Origin of the sequence: Zobellia russellii (assembly GCF_018728565.1) — a bacterium.
Classification (GTDB): Bacteria; Bacteroidota; Bacteroidia; order Flavobacteriales; family Flavobacteriaceae; genus Zobellia; species Zobellia russellii.
In genome coordinates, this window is the sequence record NZ_JACSOI010000001.1 from 369,613 (window position 1) to 389,171 (window position 19,559).

Annotated in this window: 19 protein-coding genes; 1 reads left to right on the forward strand and 18 read right to left on the reverse strand. The window is 36.1% G+C overall.

Going from position 1 to position 19,559, the window contains the following annotated elements:
• Window positions 1-111 precede the first annotated feature (111 nt).
• Window positions 112-1,335, forward strand: coding sequence for an O-antigen ligase family protein (locus H9565_RS01645; protein WP_215436680.1), 1,224 nt, complete (start codon window positions 112-114; stop codon window positions 1,333-1,335).
• Here H9565_RS01645 and H9565_RS01650 read toward each other — a convergent pair.
• The 18 genes from H9565_RS01650 to H9565_RS01735 form a co-directional block, all read right to left on the reverse strand.
• Complete coding sequence (locus H9565_RS01650) at window positions 1,300-2,400, reverse strand: polysaccharide pyruvyl transferase family protein (protein ID WP_215436683.1); 1,101 nt, start codon at window positions 2,398-2,400, stop codon at window positions 1,300-1,302. The two genes, H9565_RS01645 and H9565_RS01650, sit on opposite strands and share 36 nt — an antisense overlap.
• Entirely contained in the window at window positions 2,397-3,392 is a 996-nt protein-coding gene (locus H9565_RS01655) for a nitroreductase family protein (protein ID WP_215436685.1), read from the reverse strand. Before H9565_RS01655 ends, H9565_RS01650 begins: the two co-directional genes overlap by 4 nt.
• Complete coding sequence (locus H9565_RS01660; RefSeq protein WP_215436687.1) at window positions 3,389-4,687, reverse strand: flippase; 1,299 nt, start codon at window positions 4,685-4,687, stop codon at window positions 3,389-3,391. Before H9565_RS01660 ends, H9565_RS01655 begins: the two co-directional genes overlap by 4 nt.
• 144 nt (window positions 4,688-4,831) lie before the next feature.
• A complete protein-coding gene (locus H9565_RS01665; protein ID WP_215436689.1) occupies window positions 4,832-5,581 on the reverse strand; it encodes an FkbM family methyltransferase in 750 nt (249 codons plus the stop codon).
• 2 nt (window positions 5,582-5,583) lie between these two features.
• On the reverse strand, window positions 5,584-6,426 hold the full coding sequence (locus H9565_RS01670; protein ID WP_215436691.1) for a polysaccharide deacetylase family protein: 843 nt from the start codon (window positions 6,424-6,426) through the stop codon (window positions 5,584-5,586).
• A 45-nt stretch (window positions 6,427-6,471) separates the two neighbouring features.
• Window positions 6,472-7,182 (reverse strand): WecB/TagA/CpsF family glycosyltransferase, encoded by a 711-nt coding sequence (locus H9565_RS01675; protein ID WP_215436693.1) that lies wholly within the window; start codon window positions 7,180-7,182, stop codon window positions 6,472-6,474.
• A complete protein-coding gene (gene wecB / locus H9565_RS01680) occupies window positions 7,182-8,252 on the reverse strand; it encodes a non-hydrolyzing UDP-N-acetylglucosamine 2-epimerase (RefSeq protein ID WP_215436695.1) in 1,071 nt (356 codons plus the stop codon). Before wecB ends, H9565_RS01675 begins: the two co-directional genes overlap by 1 nt.
• Before the next feature lie 20 nt (window positions 8,253-8,272).
• On the reverse strand, window positions 8,273-9,217 hold the full coding sequence (locus H9565_RS01685) for a Gfo/Idh/MocA family protein (protein ID WP_215436698.1): 945 nt from the start codon (window positions 9,215-9,217) through the stop codon (window positions 8,273-8,275).
• The gene (locus tag H9565_RS01690; protein ID WP_215436702.1) at window positions 9,218-10,312 is read right to left on the reverse strand and encodes a DegT/DnrJ/EryC1/StrS family aminotransferase; all 1,095 of its coding nucleotides are present in this window, start codon (window positions 10,310-10,312) and stop codon (window positions 9,218-9,220) included.
• A gap of 15 nt (window positions 10,313-10,327) precedes the next feature.
• Window positions 10,328-10,909 (reverse strand): acyltransferase, encoded by a 582-nt coding sequence (locus H9565_RS01695; protein ID WP_215436705.1) that lies wholly within the window; start codon window positions 10,907-10,909, stop codon window positions 10,328-10,330.
• Between the two features lie 18 nt (window positions 10,910-10,927).
• On the reverse strand, window positions 10,928-11,704 hold the full coding sequence (rfbD, locus tag H9565_RS01700; protein ID WP_215436708.1) for a dTDP-4-dehydrorhamnose reductase: 777 nt from the start codon (window positions 11,702-11,704) through the stop codon (window positions 10,928-10,930).
• On the reverse strand, window positions 11,701-12,246 hold the full coding sequence (gene rfbC, locus H9565_RS01705) for a dTDP-4-dehydrorhamnose 3,5-epimerase (protein WP_215436711.1): 546 nt from the start codon (window positions 12,244-12,246) through the stop codon (window positions 11,701-11,703). The genes rfbD and rfbC overlap by 4 nt, the downstream gene beginning before the upstream one ends.
• An 18-nt stretch (window positions 12,247-12,264) precedes the next feature.
• The gene (rfbA, locus tag H9565_RS01710) at window positions 12,265-13,119 is read right to left on the reverse strand and encodes a glucose-1-phosphate thymidylyltransferase RfbA (protein WP_215436714.1); all 855 of its coding nucleotides are present in this window, start codon (window positions 13,117-13,119) and stop codon (window positions 12,265-12,267) included.
• Window positions 13,120-13,122: 3 nt separating this feature from the next.
• On the reverse strand, window positions 13,123-14,145 hold the full coding sequence (gene rfbB / locus H9565_RS01715; protein ID WP_215436717.1) for a dTDP-glucose 4,6-dehydratase: 1,023 nt from the start codon (window positions 14,143-14,145) through the stop codon (window positions 13,123-13,125).
• A gap of 9 nt (window positions 14,146-14,154) precedes the next feature.
• Entirely contained in the window at window positions 14,155-15,159 is a 1,005-nt protein-coding gene (locus H9565_RS01720) for a hypothetical protein (RefSeq protein WP_215436720.1), read from the reverse strand.
• Between the two features lie 4 nt (window positions 15,160-15,163).
• Complete coding sequence (locus H9565_RS01725) at window positions 15,164-16,849, reverse strand: DUF6909 family protein (RefSeq protein ID WP_246560204.1); 1,686 nt, start codon at window positions 16,847-16,849, stop codon at window positions 15,164-15,166.
• A 143-nt stretch (window positions 16,850-16,992) separates the two neighbouring features.
• Window positions 16,993-18,492: a GH3 auxin-responsive promoter family protein gene (locus H9565_RS01730; protein WP_215436723.1), complete on the reverse strand. Its 1,500-nt coding sequence runs from the start codon at window positions 18,490-18,492 to the stop codon at window positions 16,993-16,995.
• 42 nt (window positions 18,493-18,534) lie between these two features.
• Window positions 18,535-19,401, reverse strand: coding sequence for a M23 family metallopeptidase (locus tag H9565_RS01735; RefSeq protein ID WP_215436725.1), 867 nt, complete (start codon window positions 19,399-19,401; stop codon window positions 18,535-18,537).
• Window positions 19,402-19,559: the final 158 nt, after the last annotated feature.

A 19,559-nucleotide genomic window follows, 5' to 3' on the forward strand; every position in this document is an offset into this window, starting at 1 on the left:
TCCTAATACAACAGCAAGAAGTTACATTAATAATACTACTTTTATCGCACATACAATTTACTCTGTTTGATGCTCAAATTAGTCACGATAGATACTTTCATAATTATTCTTATGTTCGCACTCTTACCTGTTGATATGATCAACGGTATATTGCTAATGAATGGAATTAACTTACCAATATCTTTTGGGCAATTCTACAAACTAGTAATAACACTTTGTTTGTTAATTCGTTTTTTATTTACTGTAAGGTTATTAATTTCTACGCTAATTATAACATTATTACTCTTAATTCCCAGTATATATCAAATTCTACACGACTCTGAAGGTAGCTCAGTTTTCTTGGATTTGATTAAAGTTACAAAATATATTACGCCATTTATTTGCTTTTTATTCTTCGTAAATGCTTTTAAACATTCAAGAGATAAAATTTACCCCCTATCCTTATCCTTAGTAAAAGTGTCGTACTTAATACTAGTTTTAAACATTTTTGTTAAATATTTAGGTCTAGGGTATCCAGCTTACAAAAATGGCGGCATGGGCAGTAAAGGGTTCTTCTATGCCGGTAATGAAATATCCGCTCTTTTAATTATTCTTTGTTCTATAATCGCATTTCAGCTGTGGAATAAAGAATTGAAAAAACAATATTTTTTGTTTTTGGTCCTAAATCTTTTAGCTGGTCTTACAATTAGTTCTAAAACAGCCATATTTGGTATATTGCTAGTATTTTTTAGTATCCCATTTCAAGGAAAATCCTTAAAACTAAAAAAATTCATTCCCTTGCTAGCAGGTGCAATATGCTTATTACCATTAGCTCTTCTATTTTCATGGCAATTCATAAAAAACTCTTCAATCATTGTACGAATAGAGTTTTTTTATCAAAAGCTTGATTTCTGGACATTTATACTCTCCAGTAGGAATGTATTTTTAGAGAATTCTTATAATATCTTTATAAATGATTATAATTTTATAGAAAAAATTATTGGGGTAGGGCATACCAAATTTGAGTTTTTAAACAATTCTAAGGTTGTTGAAATGGACATAATGGATATTTTCTTTGCCTATGGAATATTGGGTTTATCTGTTTTTACTACAATGTTAATTTTTGTTCTTACACAGGCTAATAAGTTTTTGAAATCTAATGACTACCCATATGCCAATTTGGTACGCATCATGGTAATCATCTTGATAATTATATCAACCATGGCTGGTCATGTTTTTGGTTCTGGAATGTCTGCCGTATTTATTGGTATTTTGTTTGCCCTAATGTATGTTAAAAAACATCTAAAAAACACTAGTTCATTAAACCTTCATAGCAGCGTCAATAAACGACAGTGATTCATTTCTAATCTTTTCTAGTTTTGGAGTTACTTCACTATAATCAACCTCCAAATCAAGTCGATCAAAATCTTCTTCTTTGTACATTATTCTGTTCTCTATACCCAATAGTTTTAATAAGCTTTCTTGACGATTAGCACCTTTATTAGCAGAAATACAAGCAAAAGGTTTTTCAAAATTTACAGAAAAACATGAGCCATGAAATGAATCGGTAATTATGAAGCTTGCATTCGCAAAAAGTTGGATAAATTCATTTGGACCTGCGTCTCTCACGTGTTTATCAATTTTTCCTATTGGAAAAAACATTCTATCGATTGCAACTATTTTCATACCCATTTTTTGAGAGAAGTAACCAATAGCTTTTTTTATCAGGTCTGTTCTTGGTACAGAATAGACCAGAATATATTCTTCATTATTCTGTTGAACATTAAAAAGAGAATACCACTCTTTTTGGGGGAGAATAAGAGTTGGATCAACTACGTGAAAAATCTCTCTGCTTGGTAATATCTCTTGCAATTTTTCCTTACCATCACTTTCTCTTACAGAAACCATCGCAAAGCTATCCAATAGGGATTTAACTTGCTTTTTTTCTTCTTCTGTATAATGGTGGTGTCCAATGCTAGAGGCATATGAAAATTTCTTGGCTTCGACAGGTGCAAAGGATAAAAAGAAAATAGGGTCTATCTTGTCAATTGGACTAACCACAACCGGATTCCAAATCTGATCGCTACCACATACGTAAATATCATATTCATTTACCTTTCCTTCTAAAAGATCTTTAGCACTCATAGTTGGGGTCAAACTCAAATTAGAGCTATTAAAATGCTTAAACCTTGACAAAAGCCGTGTTCTCCATGGCAAATTGAGTAAGTCATGTACTAGCATCTTAAATCCATGAACGGAAACCTCAAACCTAATTTTGTCCATATTTTTATTCAAGTATTCATTTTGATAGTCTATTACATTGACCTCACCATATTTAGAAAGTGCTATTTTAGTAGCGTACGCTTGCAGTATGGCCCCATAATTTGTGACATTATGTATCGTAATTAAAGCTATTTTCATTTCTTCTCTAGATTAGTTAGAACTTCGATTATAGGTCTTCTTGTTGAGCTACACACTTTATTGTCATCATCGGGATAACCAAAACCAATCATCATCATAATTGTATGATTATTTTTAATTTTCAGTGCTTTTCTAATCGCCTTATCTGCCTTAGGAGTTTGACTCCAATTAAGGGGACAACAGGCAATTCCAAGAGAGTGGAGAGCGTACATTATTGACATTGAAAACAAACCCCCATCAATCCAGTGTTGATAATGTTCTGAACCCGCAAAAAAAGCCTTTAAATCAATCCCAATGATAAATAAATTTGGAATTTTCTTTCCAAAAGGTCTATTCCCATTTTGATAACTAAGCGCAATATCCATTATTTCTCTGTCCTTAGTATGATATACATGCCACTCCTGCCGGTTACAAACAGATGGTGTTTTCATGGCCATTTTTACAACTCTACGTACAGTATCCTCATCTACAAAACCATTCTCCTTATATTCACGCAAAGAATATCTGCTTAAGAAAAATGCTTCTGGATTTTCTAATTTACCCATAGTGATATCTTCATAAGACCTCTCTATAGCACCATGGTCTTCGACAGAAACTAGATCTAACTGTTCTATAAAGCCCAGCATTTCAGTAGCGCGCTTCTTTTCAATATTTCCTGGCAAAACCAAAAACTTATGTAAGACCTGACTAGCAGCTATGTCATGATATCCAAAATCACCGGTCTCATTAGCCATTTTCAACCTTAGGAAAACACGCTCTGCATTGCTCCAACCAGACGTTGGATTACGTTTCTTATAGCTCAAACTCTTCTCCAGCCCATGATAAGCCATCGCCAAATTATAATTTCTAGTTTCGGTCTCTTTTAAATCTTCCTTCCAACCGCCGTATAACACAAACCTGCGATAGTCATACAAAAACCCTCGAAGCCCTTCAACAATCCGGTAAAGACCTCTTACTTTTGATCTTATAAATTTTCTCCAAATACTTTTCATCTTTCTACAATATTCCTAGTAAACACTTTCTTATTTGCACCCCAAAGATAGAGTAATAACAGAACAATATTACTCCCCACTGTAGCTCCGGCAGCCCCTTGCGCTCCATACTTAGGAATCAACAGTAAATTACAAGCTATATTAAGAATCGCAACTAGGCCCATTAAAACAACCTTTAATTTCATATGTTCACTTGTGACCAAAGTTGCCCCCACACTATATGCTAAAAAAGAGATAGGTACAGAAGTCGCTAAAATATTTACAAGACCCACAGAAGGGTTATAATCTTTTCCAAAAACCAAAGGAACAATTGTGCTTGATCCCAATAAGATAAATATCATGGCAGCCAGCCCTACTACGAGCATTACTTTATTACTTTGCTTATATATTGAATAAAATTTATTCATATCTTGATTGGCCCATCTGTGGTATTTGGGTAATAAGAATTTACCGAACAAGATTGCTGGAATCACAAGAATAGCTGTCAAAATAACATAACCAACATTATAAAATCCAGCCTGTTCGTCTCCTGAAATATATTTTACCATGATTATGTCACTCTGAACATATACAAACGCAAATAAGTTAGCCAGACCAAAAGGCCAAGACTCTTTAAAAACATCCTTTATACTAACGCCTTCAACCGCAATATTATTCTTTTTCCCGTGACCTTTCAGTTTAAAATTTGCATTCAACATATTGTAAAAATGAGGAATAGAAATAGCTAAAGATAAAAGCCCTACAGAAGCGTAAATAAGTGCTATCTTAAAAACATCAAGCTCAATGTTCAATAAATAAATGCTTATTAGTATTATTAACAAGCGGAGAAGGTTCGGAGATAGTTTCCAAATAGAAAGATAGTCATAAGACTCTTCTAACTGTAATTTAGAAGTCACGAGTTCAACAGCTATAAAACCATAAACATAAAAGGCCAAAATCATCAAAATCTTTGAGGAAACTGCATCTTGAAATGACATTCTTGCCAATATTGTTAAGGAAATTGTAATTAAAATTAATGTGATAATAACGAACTGTAAGGAAGGTTTTATCCATTTTATTCCTGACCACCCCTCTTTTCCAAAAATTTTTAACCATGATTGAGATACGCCAAAACCAGCTATTAAAGAAAAAATGGTAATAGTTGCCAGGGCTGAAGAAAAGACTCCAAAAGATGTAGGACCAATTTCTCGTGCAACAAGTATATAAATTAGAAAGCTACTGCCGCTACCTATCAAAGAACCCATCCAAAGCCATGATAGAGACTTAATTACTGCTTTATATTTTGAGATGATCAATTTCTAAATTTTTGATTAAATCTTTTAGAGAAAAACATAACACTCTTTAATTATGACCCACAAATATATTGGTAACCAAACTAAATAATGATAATTAATCAAAATGATTATATATCTAAGAAACGTTATTGCTACAAAATTTAATTATTGAGCAAAGTATTGACATTTATTTTGATTGAAAATAGAATCTTTAAAACTTTCAAAATCTAAATTTTGGTGTTTGGGGTACGCCTCAAGTAAGAATATATTATATCCAAACCCTATCAAAAGATCATAAATTTCCTTTACCATTGCCTTAGAGTTATGTGTAGCAGTACATTCAAATAATATAAGTGGCTTTTGACTTTCTAGCAGTTGTTTTGTTCCTTTAAAAACAGCAAGTTCGCTCCCTACACAATCAACTTTTATACAGTGCGTTTTTTGATCCTCAACAAGTAAAGAATCTAAATTCCTACTGCAAAGACTCAGTTCACTAAATGTATGAACTGGTTTATTGACCCTAGTTACGCCTGAAATTGCCGGTTCATTAGCTACAAAATAAAAAGCGACAGTTCCCTCTTGCTCGCTAATTACCGTATTTATTATATGAACAGATTTATTTGAATAGTAATACTTAAGAAAAGAACAAAATACAGGAACAGCTTCTATTGCGATATGATTACCGTGAGGACAAGCTTTGATTATTAAATCTAAAACATCTCCTTTTGACGCACCTATATCAATACAATTTGCATCTGCCTTGAGTTCTCTTCTTAATATCTCTTCAATTTTTAAATAATGTAAAAAAGATTCTGACTTACTATTAATAAGTCTTAAAACCCTCAAACGAAAGTAAGTTATACATTTAAACAAATAAAGCCCAAGAACGTTACGGGAAAGAATTGCCTTTAACAAACCTAAATTGATTTAAAATCCATATTCTTTTTATGCTTTTCTATAAATCTGTCCATAGCCTCAAGTGAAGCCATATTCATTGATTTTGGGTGGCTAAGAATTACTATTTCATTTCTCTTAAATTGGCTTTTTCCTAGTTTTTCCCATTTGTTTGAGTCAAAAGATAAATGATCGACACTCCCGAATAAAAGTCTCTTAACTTTTTGGAAATTAGACATGGGCTTTGAGTTTCCCCGACCAAAGCGTCTTACGGAGGTTTTACCTAAGAAACGTTCATAAGTTAATTCCCAATAAAATACAGGTGAGTAAAATGTAGTTGAAATTTTGAATTGTCTCAACAAACTCAACTTCTTTAAATCAGAATCTAACATAGAAGAATCCGTCTTAATACCTAGCTCAAACAGGGTTGACTCCAGCCTACAGAGTGAGGAATTATTTAAGCTCCCTGCCCGATATGATGTAAATTTTAACTTCATCCTATCATTAGCAAAATCAAAACATCTTATAACAAAGTCCTGTATCTCTGTTTGAGAATATTGGTCTATATAAAACCTTTTACAACTATCTGTTTTAGTGGTATTAAACCAGTGAGGGTGTAAATGAAGTTGAATTGAAGACCCTAAATCACTTAATTCTTTCAATTGAGCAATAATTTGATTTAAGAAGTTTTCATTTTTCAATTGAATTAGGAAACCAAAATCTACATAAAAAGTTACAGGTACTTTATGACTCTTTATAATTTTTAAGATTCTTTCTGTTGGAACAAGTAAACAATCTTCTATTCCTCCGGATTTATTACCCAAAAAAACCTCGTAATCAAATGTTAGGTAAATAGAAGACTTCATAAACGTACTTATGAAATCCTATTCACATAAGATTTCGGCAAATGTCTATCCCTTAAGCAGTAATTTAAAAAACTTGATCCCACCAACAATTTGGCCCTTAAACATTCTTTTAGGCTCTTGTAAAAACCTATATAACCATTCAAGACCATTGTTTTGCATCCATACTGGAGCTCTCTTCAACTTACCAGCCAAAATGTCCATTCTACCTCCACTTCCGACAAAAATAATTCCGGGAAATTTCTTATGTAAATTGGCACTAAGTACTTCTTGCCGTGGTGATCCCATTGATATCATCACAATGTGTGGATTTGTTCTCTCTAGTTCTTTCTCAACTTGACCTTGACCATCAAAAAAACCACTCATGTTCCCTACGATATTTATCCCTGGGTATATTCTCTGAGCCTCTTTGACAGCCGCCGCATTATTTTCTTCGGTTGTACCCAAAAAGTATAACCTTAAATTATTCTTTTGACACAGTTCCATGGCCAAACCTGGAAGATCCAGTTTTATAACCTTACTCTTATGCTGTAGTCTAAAAGCTAACTGTGCTCCAAAACCATCTGGAGTTTGAAGAATTGCCTTGTCTATAACATCCTTTGTAGCGGGGTCCTCGTTATATGATACAAGCTTTAGCGCATTAATAGCGGCTGTATATCCACCCTTACCTTCGTTAATCTTTGTCAATAAGAAATTTTCAGCTACTTCTTTAGACGTTACTTCAAAGCAAGGACACCCATACAAAAACAATTGTTTCATTAAGCCTGATTTTCTATAAGTTCATCCATGATTATGGCCGCAGTATTACCTTCTCCATAAAGGTGGTTGGAATTGTCTATTGTTTTTTCTAAATATCCTTTAATGTTGTTAACCAGTTGTTTATCCTCAACATTTATTAATGTATTTACATTATTTTCAACAAGCTCAACCCACTCTGTACTATCTCTAAGGGTAAGACAATATTTATTAAAGAAATAGGCTTCTTTTTGCAATCCACCACTGTCTGTTATAACTAGAGAACAAGCTTCTATCAAGTACAGCATTTCTAAATAACCTACAGGAGATATGCATTTAAATTTTATTGGCCAACCATGAGCCTCAATAATTTTTCTTGTTCTTGGGTGTATTGGCCATATCAACTTATTTCCTTCTTCAGAAAGTGTATTTAAAGCTGTAATAATATTTCTGAGCCTTTTAGGATCATCAGTATTCTCTTGCCTGTGTATAGTTACCAAAATTGGATTTTCACCCTCTTCTATACCCTCTGGACGTTTCATTTTACTTTTGTAAAATAGAGCGCTATCAAACATGATGTCTCCAGACAATGAGATTTTTATATCCTTATCATCAAACCCATCATTTTTCAAATTATTGATAGCCACGTTAGTTGGGCAAAAAAGAATGTCGCTAATTTGATCTGTGAGTATTCTGTTGATCTCTTCTGGCATCCGCATATCAAAAGAACGAAGTCCTGCCTCTATGTGAGCTACCTTTATATGAAGTTTTTTTGCAGCTAAAGCACCCGCAATAGTGGAATTTGTATCTCCATAAACAACCAACCAATCTGGTTTTTCAATTAAAAGTATTTTTTCTATTTCCTCAAGCATCCTACCTGTCATTGCTCCGTGAGACAAGCTATTGATATCCAAATTATATTTTGGCTCAGGAATTTGCATTTCTTCAAAAAATATGTGACTCATATTTTTATCAAAGTGCTGACCTGTATGTATAATAATCTCTTCGCAATTAGACCGCTTTTTTATTTCTCTGCTTAAAGAAGAAGCTTTAATAAATTGTGGACGGGCTCCTAGAACGGTTACTATTTTCATCGCTTTATTCTTTAAAAAAATTAGTTCCCTTCACAAAATTTATGATAATCGCCTTTTAACCCAACCGGTTTTGAGTTACGAATATTATGAACGATTTCTATAGCCGTTCTGGCGGCATCAACGCCGTAACCTTTACCATCAAGTATATCTTTATAAACCATGGTGTGAAGATCCGTAAAACCACCGCTAAACTCTAATTCCTCTCCATTAATGGTTATAGATCTAAATGTTGTTTGACCTTTGTCCCTTATTTCTTGTGGCAAATATTTGGCGCTAATGGAAAGGAACCATTTGACTCTTGCATTTTCGAACTCAAGATATCCAGCTGCACGGTCCTCTTCATGAATATGTACAATGTTTTCTTGTACATCTCCAAAAATCCATGAAAGCATATCGTAGAAATGGACACCTATATTAGTGGCTATGCCTCCAGACTTTGTCTTATCACCTTTCCAAGAGGTATGATACCAATGACCTCTAGAGGTTAGGTAGGTCAGATCTACTTCAAATTTTGTATCCTTATTTGCATTTTTAACTTTCTCCCTAAGTGCAATAATACTTGGGTGCACTCTCAACTGTAAAATGTTATATATTTTCTTCCCCGTCTTTTCCTCAACATGTTGTAGCTTATCTACATTCCATGGGTTAAGAACCAATGGTTTTTCGCAAATGGCATCTGCACCACTGCGCAACGCAAATCTAATATGGGCATCATGTAAATAATTTGGAGAGCAGATACTTACAAAATCCAAATAGGTGTTTTTCTCATATTTGAGCTTTTCTATATGACGATCAAAACGTTCAAATTCAACGAAAAAATCTGCATCAGGAAAATAAGAATCAATGACTCCTACACTATCGCCTTTATCAAAAGCGGTGAGTAAGTTGTTTCCGGTATCCTTAATGGCTTTCATGTGCCTAGGCGCTATGTAACCTGCCGCGCCAATTAATGCGAAGTTTTTCATCTATAAGTTTTTTATCAAATGTGAAGTTATGTATTCTATTTCGTCCTTGCTCAAATATGGGTTCATAGGAAGGCTCATTACCTCCGCTGCGCAAATTTCACTAATTGGAAAATCTCCTTTTGTATGACCCAAATAAGCAAAACATTCTTGCAGGTGCATAGGAATAGGGTAATGCACTGCGGTAGGGATACCTGCCCCTTTCAACCGCATTTGAATCTCTTCTCTATTTTTAATTCTTACGGTATATTGTGCCCAAACCGAAGTTCTATCTTCTTTTACAACAGGAGTGGAAACATGGGCACTTAATTGTTCTGTGTATATTTCAGCCACATTTTGTCTTCGCTCAATATCCTTTTCATAGTGCCGTAGTTTTATGTTGAGTATAGCCGCTTGAAGATTATCCAATCGGCCACCCATACCAATATACTTATGTGTATAGCGTTTTACCTGGCCATGAACACGCATGGCTTTCATCTTGTCATAAAGCTCTTGGTCTTTTGTAAAGACCGCTCCTCCATCCCCGAAACAACCCAATGGTTTTGCTGGAAAAAAACTGGTACAACCAATGGTTGTTGCAGAGCAACTTCGTTTTCCTTTATAGAGGGCACCGAAGCTCTGTGCTGCATCTTCGATTACAGCTAAATTATGTCTGGAAGCTATCTCATTGATTTCATCCAAATTGGCCATTTGCCCATATAGCGAAACAGGCATAATAGCCTTTGTCTTTTCAGTTATTGCACCTTCAATAAGGGATGCATCCATATTAAACGTTTCTTCATCAATATCAACAAAAACCGGTTTTGCACCCAAGCAAGCTATAGTTTCGGCAGTAGCTATAAAAGTGAAAGGGGTTGTGATAATCTCATCGCCCCCACGAATGCCCAATGCCATCATAGCCAATAATAGGGCATCCGTTCCTGAAGATACCCCCAAAGCATAGTCTGTTTGCACATAATCCTGTAAAGATGCCTCAAGCTCATCCGTTTCTTTTCCCAAAATGTAACGGGCAGAGGACATAACATCCAAAACGGCTTTTTCAAATTCAGAACTATGTTCTTGATAGGCCTTGGTTAGGTTGGCAAAATCAATCTTCATAAATAGTAGATGGTTTTATTTTATACGGACAACCTTTTGTCCGTCCAATTTATATATTTGATTACTTTCTGGGCAAGTGGCACTATTTTGCTCGTTAAATTCCAAACGATGCCCGAATTCGCTTACCCATCCAATTTGTCTACCAGGGTTGCCTACAATAAGGGCGTAATCCTGTACCGCTTTAGTTACCACGGCACCTGCTCCGATCAAGCAATATTTCCCCAATGGATTACCACAAACTATGGTTGCATTGGCACCTATTGATGCTCCTTGCTGAACCAGTGTTTCTTGGTAACTATCACGACGAACAATGGCACTTCTTGGGTTTATAACGTTGGTGAATACCATGGAAGGACCAAGAAAAACATCATCCTCACAGATAACACCAGTGTATATCGAAACATTATTCTGGACCTTTACGTTGTTCCCTAATACTACTCCTGGGGAGACTACTACATTTTGACCAATATTGCATTTTTCTCCAATTTTACAATCGGACATAATATGTGAAAAATGCCATATTTTAGTACCTGGTCCTATGTTACAACCCTGATCAACAACTGCTGTTACGTGGGCAAAAAATGTATCCGTAGACATATTGGAAAGTTAATTCGGTTATTTTTTCAAGACGCTATATGCGGGCCTTCTAGCAAAAGTACGATAATTCTTCGCTTTCTCTAATCGTACCTTTCCCAACAGATTGTTTTCGCGTAATATTTCTTCTGCAAAACCATACCAACTTAAACTTTTTTCATCGGTAAAGTGATGGATTCCATAATGCTTACTTTCACCCGCAATTAAACCCAACACATATTTAGCCAAATTTCCAGCGTGTGTTGGACAACCAATCTGATCATCTGTCACACTAAGGTCCGCACCTTCTCTTGCCTTTTGTAAAATGGTTTTATAAAAATTTTTTCCAAATTCCGAATAAAGCCAAGAAGTTCTTATAATGAAATAAGCGCTCATTAGATTTTGAATATGTTGTTCTCCTTCTAGTTTAGATGCTCCATACACATTTATCGGATTAGTTGCATCGGTAACTAAATAAGGAGCCCCCTTTTCTCCATCAAAAACATAGTCTGTTGAAATATGTATCAAGACTGTCCCCAGTTCTTTACAAACTGTCGCTAAATTCTTAACACCTTCGGAATTGACTTTAAATGCCTTCTCAGGTTCTTTTTCCGAATTTTCTACATTAGTATAGGCAGCACAATTAATACAGTAATCAAACGCTCTATTTGAAAACTTTTCTTCTACAGCTTTTGTATTTGTAATATCTAAATCCGTTGAATTAAAGAATGTAAAATCTATCTGGGGATAACCAGAAGCTATCTTTTTGATGCTCTGCCCCAACTGCCCACTGGCTCCGGTAACAATTACGGATTTCATTTGAAAAACTCTTTAAGGGTGGGGAGTAGTTTATCTTTCTCGGAAATAATAGGCGGCTCCACAGGGAATTGCCAGTCAATCTTCAAATCCCTATCGTTATAGATTACACCTCGTTCTGAAGCTGAATTGTAAAACGCGTCACACTTATACATAAACGTAGCTTCTTCACTTAAAGTTATGAAACCATGAGCCATACCTTTTGGTATAAAAATGGCGATTCTATTTTTGCTAGATAATTTAAGCTTGAAATGCTGTCCAAAAGTTGGACTACCTTTTCTTAAATCCACCACAACATCCATAACTTCACCATGTACAACTTGGACCAGCTTGGCCTGTGCATAAACTCCAGTCTGTAGATGAAGGCCCCTAAGTACACCTTTTTTCGATACGGAGATGTTATCTTGAACAAAGTTAATTTGCTCTCCCAAAATTTCTTCAAATTTCCTTTGCTGATAAGATTCAAAGAAGAAACCCCTTTCATCTTCAAACAGTCTCGGCTGTATTACAAAACAGCCTTTTAAGCTGGTTTCCGTTATTTTCATACTCCAGTTTTCCGTCTATTATAGCTCTAAAAGATAGTTCCCGTAACCACTTTTTACTAAAGGTTGGGCCAACTTATGTAGTTGTTCCCGTGAAATGTACCCCATGGTATAGGCCACTTCTTCAATTGAACCTATCTTTAACCCCTGGCGCTCTTCAATAACCTCAACAAACTGTGAGGCTTGCATTAGAGAGCTAAATGTACCTGTATCCAACCACGCCGTGCCACGATCTAGAATACTTACGGTTAATTTTTTATTCTTTAGATATACCTTGTTGATATCTGTTATTTCCAGCTCTCCCCTTGGACTGGGCTCAATACTTTTGGCAATTTCTACAACTTGGTTATCGTAAAAATAAATTCCAGGGACGGCATAGTTAGATTTAGGGTTTTCTGGTTTTTCTTCGATAGAAATTGCTTTTCCACCCTTATCAAACTCCACCACTCCATAGCGCTTAGGGTCCTGAACATGATAGCCATAAATGATTCCCCCATCAGGGTCATTGTTCGCTTGAAGCAATTTTGCAAGACCGGAGCCATAAAAAATATTATCTCCTAAAATAAGGGCTACCTTTTCCTTTCCAATAAAATCTTCTCCAATAATAAAGGCTTCGGCTAGTCCGTTTGGATTTTCCTGTACCGCATATTGAAAGCTACAGCCCAATTGACTTCCGTCTCCCAATAATTTTTTAAACAGAGCAATGTCCTGCGGAGTAGTTATAATCAATATTTCTTGAATGCCTGCCGATAAAAGCGTTGCCAACGGGTAATATATCATAGGCTTGTCATAAATAGGCATAAGCTGCTTACTAACCGCCAATGTAAGTGGGTGTAAGCGCGTTCCTGACCCTCCTGCTAAAATTATACCCTTCATACGCTAAACTTTTTGATATTTGTTGATATACCACATAACCGTATCTCGTAATCCAGAATCAAAATCCGATTGGGGTTTCCAACCAAGTTCCGTCTTGATTTTGGTGGCATCAATGGCATACCTGAAGTCATGACCCAAACGATCTTTTACAAAAGCTATTTGATTTATGAAACTTCCGTTCTTTTTGGGGAGAATGTCATCTAAAATACCACATATTTTTTGGGCAATGGAAATATTATTACGCTCATTATTACCCCCAACAACATAGGTTTCTCCTGCACGTCCATTGGTAAAAACGTCATTTATTCCTGAACAATGGTCCTGTACATACAGCCAGTCCCTAACATTCTTTCCATCTCCATAAATAGGGATTTCCTCTCCGGCCAATGCCTTTCGAATAATGGTAGGAATCAATTTTTCATCATGTTGCTTAGGCCCGTAATTATTGGAGCAGTTACTCGTTACCACGTTAAGTCCATACGTATGATAATAACTTCTCACCAAAAAATCAGATGAAGCTTTTGAGGCGCTATACGGACTATTGGGAGCGTATGGCGTATTTTCATCAAAAAAACCAGATTCTCCTAAACTACCATATACCTCATCGGTAGAAATATGGTGAAAACGAGATGTTTCAAAGCCAGTCTTTACTCCATTATCCTCATCTAACCAACTTTTACGCGCCGCTTCTAGTAACGTAAAAGTTCCGTTAACATTAGTCTGTATAAATGCTTCAGGGCCCGCTATAGAATTGTCTACGTGAGATTCCGCCGCAAAATGTATTACATCCGTAATTCGGTTTTCACTGAAAATAGACCTTACCAAACTGGCATCACAAATATCACCCTTTATGAATTTATACCGTTTATTATTTTCAACTTCAACTAGATGATTTAAATTTCCAGCATAGGTGAGCTTATCTAGATTCACCACAAAAATTTCTTGATGCTCATCCAGAAAAAACGGAATGAAATTGCTTCCTATAAAACCTGCACCACCTGTTATAAGAATAGTTCTACTGGACATTGAAATTTTCTACAATTGTAATTCTTTGGCCTTTCTATTTAAGAATAGAATGAAAGAAATAATAAAAAATAGTACTAACAGCACTGTAGGAATCAAGAAAAACGTATTGTTAAAAAGAGGTTTTTTATATACCTGAGTCTTACCCATATTAATTACACTCAATATCTCGGTTTGCTCTGTAAGTTCTGATTTCTTTTCTTCTATTTCCTTTAAAAAACGGTTCTTAAGGGTAAGTAAACTAGAAATATTAAGTGCACTTTCATTCTCCATGTAAACGTTACCTTGCGCCTTTTGAGAATCGTCTCTTAACAATGTTTTTGTGTAATTGTCTATAAGATTATCTATTTGGGCAATAAGCGCGGTATTCTTATTTATTCGTAGTTGAGCGTTTTCCCTAGAAGTACTTTTTACTTTGTCGTAGTATGAATTATCGTTAATATAATCCAACAATTTTTGAGCTATTTGATTCCCTTTTTCAGGATCGATATACGTAAATGTTATACGATGTGCTATAATGCTTTTCTTGGTTAGCTCAGACCGTACAATATCAACAACAAAACTCTCTTCTTTAAAATCTTGAAGCAGCTCTAAATACCTTAACTCCTGTTCAGCCTCTTCCTTAGTCTCTTCTGGATCTTCTATAGGTTCAATCTGAATTCTAAATCCTTTTAAATCTTCTACTAAAAGACCTATTTTTTGAAAGAAGGCCGTGTCTTGACTAGATATGTTGGACTGAATTTCATCAACCACATCGTATACATAATCTGTACTGTCAAAATTGGGTCTTACAATAGCCTCTGTTTTCAACTTTTTATTAATGAAAGAACTTAAAACAAAGCTAATGATTATACCTAGCGCAATGAGACCTATCAATATAAGTGCATTTTTCTTTAGATATAAGAACACGCGTAAAAAAGCGATGCCTATTCGGTTAAACCCATTGGCAATCATTTTAAACAACTGCCCCAAGTCAATCTCATCTGAGGTAGAAGCGCTATTTGGTTTGTCTGACATTAATTTATGAATTAAAAATTTGTTCCAATATTTTTTCAGTAATAAGATACGTAGGTTTGACTCCGGTTGTACCCAAACCTCCGGATGCCAAAGTACTACCAGTTTCCAAAGGGTTATCAGAAGCATAATACGCGTATCTGACCTTTATATCCTCTCGTACACTCTTTCGTATCTTGGAAGCCGACTGTACTGCTTTCTGGTAATGGACACCTTCCATCTCAAGACCAACAACATTCCAGGTAGATTGGTGGAAAAATTTTAGTATATCCTTGTTTTGTAACGATGTTCCCAGTACAGTGACCATAGTCCCCTCAAATACTTTCAGCCCATGTCCTTTAAAGTCCTCTGCACATAACTCGTTCTTAAACGGATAGTTATCTGCAGTGCCTTCAAAAATATGTGCGGACGGAATCATTAGATCACCTTTGCCACCTTCTAAAATACCTGCTTTTCCCATTATAGAAATTGACGCAACATCTAAAAACACAAGTTCTTCACCGGTACCTTTATAAGGTTTCAACAATTCATCTATAGTTTCATAGGCCTGTTCGCCAAATGCATAATCCATCACAAAAATGACCGGCTTTTCTTCATCGGGCATATCTTTTGGCAAATCATAACAACAAGCGTCAGAACTCATTTTAGCCGTATCAAATAATTGTACGTCAATGTTTGTTCCCGAAAGATCATCAATGGAAATCATTCCATTTTTAGCCGCAACCTTTGTTACTTTTGAACGCAATTCCTCATTTAATGAAGAGCTTAACGCCTCGTATATCTTTAATGATTCCTTGCCGGAAAATTCTTTGGTTAATGCATTCTTGGCAAAAAGAGAATTCATAACACTATGCATGTTGGCGCTAATGATATGGATTGGGCGGTTCAAAAGTCCGTTTTTCTTCAACACTTCTTTTATGGTATCTGCCCAACGCTCTCCATGTATATGGTGCCCCAAACGCTCCCGCAACAAAGCACTAAAGGTAATGGCTCTTTTGTCTCCTGTAATCTCTTCTTCAATAGCGAGTTTACCTAACCAATAAACGATTTCTAAAAATCGGTCCGGTTGGTCATCAGTAGAAAATTGCTGATGTACGGCCATTATCTCAATAAAGGAACGTCCTAAAATATTGGCGGTATGAATAACGGCAACCTCCCTTTCGGCAAGGGTTAGCTCTTCTTTTTGGACCGCTTCTTCCAGTTTTACCCAGTCTCGAATAGTTCTATTGGAGTCCTCGATTAAAACCCTTTTACAGATTTTTTCGGACTCAATAAACAAGAACGTTAAATGTGTAAGAATATCATAGATATCGGAACGTCCGCGCGTAATTTCAATATTCATTTGCTCATCGTCTATCCGATAACAGTTTCTACGACGTTTTGGAGGAACGATGGGGTCAAAATGTGATTTTCCATACCCCTCATCCGAGGTTAAATTAATGAAACGGCACTGTTCTATACCTTTTGGCAAACGTTCCAAAACATATATGAGCCCGCTCAGTTCTGCCTTTTCCTCTGCAATAGAGCCATAAATTTCAGGTCTTAGCTGAAGTAATGCATTTTTTAAAGCTTCACCTGATACACCGGTAGGCTTATAAAACCCGCGGTTAAAAAGGTGCCTCATTGTAATATATAAGCGCTCAATAGCATTTGTAGACTCTTGAGCCCGTGTTGTGGTCATATTATTTCCCATAAACAAATTTCAATCAAAATTACGATAATTTTTTCGGTGCGGGAAGAATAGCAATTTAGTTACCTTATTTAAATTATCCCAGATTCGTGCCTCCCGGTTTTATGATAGAATCAATAAAATAAATCAAACGAACCGATAAGTACTCAATACTTTTTAAAAGAGGACAACCCATCTGCAACTTTACGGTCGTTCGCTAAGCGCTGTACCTTGTTTTGGCCACCAAGTTTGCCAATAGATTTCATATAGGCATTAAACCCCCCTTCTTTTATACTCGTGATTTTCAAGGTCTGAAGCACCTTACCAACAATCAAATCAAAATAATAACTATTCTGCTTTTGTAAAGAAGTATCCAGAATTTCTATAAATTTTTTCATATCCGCAGGTTCCTTTTCGAACTCGATCAGCCATTCATGATAAGGCAGTTCATTATCCTTTGGTGTAATCTGTGGCGCCACGGTAAACTCATTTATGCTAGCGCCGGTCTCACGAACAGCCAACTGCATAGCTTCTTCCACTTCTTTGGCAATTACATGTTCCCCAAAGGCAGAGATAAAATGTTTGATGCGTCCCGAAACGATTACTTTATAAGGCTTCAGCGAAATAAACTGAACGGTATCTCCTAAATTGTATGCCCAAAGTCCGGCGTCTGTGGAAATGATCATGACATAGTTTACCCCTATTTCAACGTCTTTGATTGTAACACGTTCAGGGTTCTCTTCAAAAAACTCATCGGCCTTTACAAATTCATAGAATATTCCCGAGTTCAACAACAAAAGCATTCCCTTGTCCTTCTGAGAAACTTGATAGGCAAAGAAGCCTTCACTAGCGGGAAACAGTTCAATACTATCAACTTTCCTACCTATTAAACCTTCAAATTTTGCTCTGTAAGGTTCATAATTGACTCCCCCATAGATAAACAACTGAAAATTTTTGAACAAGTCACCTACCTTTTTTCCCGACTTGCTTTCCAGTTTTTCAAAATACATTTGTACCCAAGAAGGTATGCCGGCTATAACGGTCATGTCTTCGTTCATGGTCTCATCCACTATCGTATTTACCTTGGTTTCCCAATCTTCAATACAATTAGTTTCCCAACTGGGCAGGCGGTTTTTTTGCAAGTAATTAGGAACATAATGAGCAGATATACCTGAAAGACGACCTAGTTTAATTCCGTTTTTCTCGGTCAGCTCAGGGCTTCCCTGTAAAAAAATCATTCTTCCGGTTACAAAATCTGCATTACCGGTTTCATCAATATAATTTAAAATCGCATTTCTAGAGGCGTTTACTTGATGCTTTATAGATGTGTCCGTAATAGGTATGTACTTTGCCCCAGAAGTGGTTCCCGAGGTTTTCGCAAAATATACCGGCTTACCGGGCCAAAGAATATTCGGTTTTCCGGCAACTACTTTTTCCACATAAGGCTTAAGGGCTTCATAATCCCTAATAGGAACATTCTTTACAAAATCTTCATGCGATTCTATTTTTCCGAACCCATGATCCACACCAAATTTGGTATTACTGGCCTTTTCTATTAATTGACGAAATACTTTCTCCTGGGCAGCAATGGGATTGTCCCGCCATTTTGCCGTTTGCTTGGCAATGCGTTTTGCAAATATCTTGGCTCCAAGTGATTTTATGGACATATAAAAATAAATATCAGTTATAAAGAACGGTAAGTATTGTCCTTAAAAGTCAATGTAGTCTAAGGGGTTAACAGCATTACCATTGCTCCAGAGTTCAAAATGAAGATGAGGCCCTGTCGTAAGTTCCCCTGTATTCCCGACCGAGGCAATTACTTCGCCGGCCCTAACCACTTCTCCTTGTTTTTTGTTCAACGAGCCATTGTGTTTATACACACTTATCAACCCGTCTTTATGCTCAAGGATTATAACATAACCTGTATCTGCTGTCCACTCCGCAAAAATAACCGTACCGTTTGCAACGGCTTTTATAGGAGTATCCTTGGGCGCAGTAACATCTACCGCATAATGACGTTTCTCAGGGTCATAATCGTTTGATATTTCACCGCTCAACGGAGGAAAGAGCTCTATTTCCGCAGCAGTTGCGCTACGTTCAAAAAGATTGTATTTGTCTTCTAAAGCAACTTCGGCCCTAAGAAGTGAATCTTCTTTTATAGGTGTCAAATCTATACTGGATGGATCTATCTTGAATTGCTCACGCAGCGAATCCAAATTAATTTCTTGAGAAGCTACGTCTCCCCGGAGCACCATGCGAATACTTTCTAAATACTTATTGGTATTATTTAACGATGCAACTAGTGAATCGGTTTTATAGGTAAGATCCGTTGCCTGTTTTTTAAGCTTGGTGCTAGAATATCCCGGTATATATTCGCGTAATGGCGTAAAAGCAATTAATAGTGTAGTAAGGGCAATTAAGCCTATAATACATAAAGAGCCGGTAACGAAAACGTTTAGACGGCTTAATTTAAACGAGATTTTCTCTTCAAATGTAGATTCATTGAGAATAACCAAACGGTACTTATGCAGTAGTTTGCGTTTAATCTCTTTTCTCTTTTTGACTTTTTTGGCCATAGAGCAAATATAAAGGATGGAATCGGATTCTTATACGGTTGTTCTAAATTAATGATTCTTGCATATACCAGCGCATTGGTAATGCCACATTTAAGAAAACCTGCCAAAATCTGTTAAAATAATCTCCTTACTTCTACATTTAAGCGCAATCAAGTTAC

Excerpts from the sequence above, each read along its gene's own strand:
- H9565_RS01670 (WP_215436691.1), bottom strand. The coding sequence starts at position 6,426 with ATGAAGTCTTCTATTTACCTAACATTTGATTACGAGGTTTTTTTGGGT.
- rfbD (WP_215436708.1), bottom strand. The coding sequence starts at position 11,704 with ATGAAATCCGTAATTGTTACCGGAGCCAGTGGGCAGTTGGGGCAGAGC.
- rfbA (WP_215436714.1), bottom strand. The coding sequence starts at position 13,119 with ATGAAGGGTATAATTTTAGCAGGAGGGTCAGGAACGCGCTTACACCCA.
- H9565_RS01725 (WP_246560204.1), bottom strand. The coding sequence starts at position 16,849 with ATGGGAAATAATATGACCACAACACGGGCTCAAGAGTCTACAAATGCT.
- H9565_RS01730 (WP_215436723.1), bottom strand. The coding sequence starts at position 18,492 with ATGTCCATAAAATCACTTGGAGCCAAGATATTTGCAAAACGCATTGCC.
- H9565_RS01720 (WP_215436720.1), bottom strand. The coding sequence starts at position 15,159 with ATGTCAGACAAACCAAATAGCGCTTCTACCTCAGATGAGATTGACTTG.
- wecB (WP_215436695.1), bottom strand. The coding sequence starts at position 8,252 with ATGAAAATAGTAACCGTTCTAGGAGCCCGTCCACAATTTATTAAAGCT.
- rfbB (WP_215436717.1), bottom strand. The coding sequence starts at position 14,145 with ATGTCCAGTAGAACTATTCTTATAACAGGTGGTGCAGGTTTTATAGGA.
- H9565_RS01650 (WP_215436683.1), bottom strand. The coding sequence starts at position 2,400 with ATGAAAATAGCTTTAATTACGATACATAATGTCACAAATTATGGGGCC.
- H9565_RS01735 (WP_215436725.1), bottom strand. The coding sequence starts at position 19,401 with ATGGCCAAAAAAGTCAAAAAGAGAAAAGAGATTAAACGCAAACTACTG.
- H9565_RS01685 (WP_215436698.1), bottom strand. The coding sequence starts at position 9,217 with ATGAAAAACTTCGCATTAATTGGCGCGGCAGGTTACATAGCGCCTAGG.
- H9565_RS01675 (WP_215436693.1), bottom strand. The coding sequence starts at position 7,182 with ATGAAACAATTGTTTTTGTATGGGTGTCCTTGCTTTGAAGTAACGTCT.
- H9565_RS01655 (WP_215436685.1), bottom strand. The coding sequence starts at position 3,392 with ATGAAAAGTATTTGGAGAAAATTTATAAGATCAAAAGTAAGAGGTCTT.
- H9565_RS01690 (WP_215436702.1), bottom strand. The coding sequence starts at position 10,312 with ATGAAGATTGATTTTGCCAACCTAACCAAGGCCTATCAAGAACATAGT.
- H9565_RS01695 (WP_215436705.1), bottom strand. The coding sequence starts at position 10,909 with ATGTCTACGGATACATTTTTTGCCCACGTAACAGCAGTTGTTGATCAG.
- H9565_RS01645 (WP_215436680.1), top strand. The coding sequence starts at position 112 with ATGTTCGCACTCTTACCTGTTGATATGATCAACGGTATATTGCTAATG.
- rfbC (WP_215436711.1), bottom strand. The coding sequence starts at position 12,246 with ATGAAAATAACGGAAACCAGCTTAAAAGGCTGTTTTGTAATACAGCCG.